We start from the raw sequence: 1615 nt of genomic DNA, 5'->3' as shown, positions 1-1615 counted from the left end.
CGACGTCCGGGTACAGCGTGCCCTGGACGAGGAAGCGGATGGGTTCGCCGTCTGCTTTGGCTTCGGCGACGAGGTCGGCCTGCACCTTCTCGAACGCGCGGATGAACTCGCGGCCGATGATCTTGCGCTTCTCTTCCGGGTCGCTGACCCCGGCGAGGGCGTTGAGGAACGTCTCGCGCGCGTCGACGGTGATGAGCCGGACGCCGGTGGAGGCGACGTAGTCGTTCTCGACCTGCTCGCGCTCGCCCTTGCGGAGGAGCCCGTGGTCGACGAACACCGCGACGAGCTGGTCGCCGACGGCCTCGTGCACGAGCGCCGTGGAGACGGCGGAGTCGACGCCGCCCGACAGCGCGGACAGGACGCGGCCGGTGCCGACCTGCTCGCGGATGCGGGCGACCTGCTCGGCGATGACGTTGCCGCTGTTCCAGTCGGCCGGGAGGCCACCCACTCCCACGCGGCATCCTGGTTCTTGCTTCCGGCCCAGATGCCGTCGGAGAGACCGTTGAAAAGGCTGGCGCGCTTGCCGCTCGGGCCCTCCGGCGTGGGAGCGACCTTCGTGGGGACCTTGTCCTGCCCGAGGTAGGAGCCGTTCATCCAGCTGCCGTCGGTGACGAGCGCGTAGCGCCCGGCGAGGTAACCGTTCAGCGGGTCCTGCTCGGAGAGGGCGATGTCGACGCTGGGCATGTAGCCCTTGTCGATCAGACCCTTGTACCAGGCGAGGGTGTCGGCGAAGGACTTGTCACCGAAGTTCCACGAGCTGGTCCAGGGGGTCTTGTCGCCGTAGTACCAGTCGTTGCTCAGGGCGTACGGCGACCACGTCTGCTGGCCGCTCGCGTTCAGGCCGTTGCCGCTCAGCGCGAGGCCGTAGACGGCGACCTTGCTCTTGTCGAATCCGGCTTCGTCGCCGCGGACGCCGTTCTGGTCGACGGTCAGGTGGGCGACGAGCTTCTCGAAGGATCCGCCGTCGGTCGTGTTCCACGCGAGGTCGGCGAGTTGGTCGGCCGTGTAACCGGCATCCGTGACCATCTTCTCGTTGTAGAACGTCGCGACGGTGTCGAAGTCCTTGGGCAGGCCGTAGCGGCCGCCGTCCTGGTTCGTCCACAGGTCGGCGAGACCGTCCTGGTAGATGCCGAGGTCCAGCCCGTCCTTCTTGACGCGGTCCGAGATGTCGAGCAGCTGGCCCTGCGAGACGAACTGCGGGTAGTACGAAAGGTGGTCGGCGAAGACGTCCGGGGCGGTACCCGAGGCGAAGCCCGTCGTCAGGCCCTGCCAGTAGTCCGACCAGCCGAACTGCTCGATCTTCACCGTGATGCCCGACGACTTCTGGAAGTCGTCCGCGCACTGCTGGTAGGCGGGCTGCTGGTTGCTGTCCCAGAGCCAGTAGGTGATGGATTTCTCCCCGGAGGCGTCGCCGCCTCCGGTCGAGGAGCAACCGGCGAGGAGGGCCGGGACGGCCGCGGCGACGGCGACGACCGCGACGGTGCGGCCTGCGCGTGAAGTGAAACGCATGGGATTGCCTTTCATTGTGTGGACGTGCGTGGGGATTCCCTCCGGCGGCGCGGGTCCCCGAAAGGGCTGCGGGGCGGGGGGCCATTTGATGCCGGATTAACCAAGG

General features: G+C 67.8%; 2 pseudogenes. Both read right to left on the bottom strand.

The features are described 5' to 3' along the window. Positions 1-442 (bottom strand): annotated as a pseudogene (locus I5G_RS26475) (GMP synthase (glutamine-hydrolyzing)); the annotation flags it as partial. Between the two features lie 56 nt (positions 443-498). Further along, positions 499-1509: pseudogene (locus tag I5G_RS24685) on the bottom strand (extracellular solute-binding protein); the annotation flags it as partial. Positions 1510-1615: the final 106 nt, after the last annotated feature.

It is taken from the genome of Microbacterium sp. B19, from assembly GCF_000333395.1.
Lineage (GTDB): Bacteria > Actinomycetota > Actinomycetes > Actinomycetales > Microbacteriaceae > Microbacterium.
Note: the sequence above shows the minus strand (reverse complement) of the source record. Positions and strands in the feature narration are given on the sequence as shown.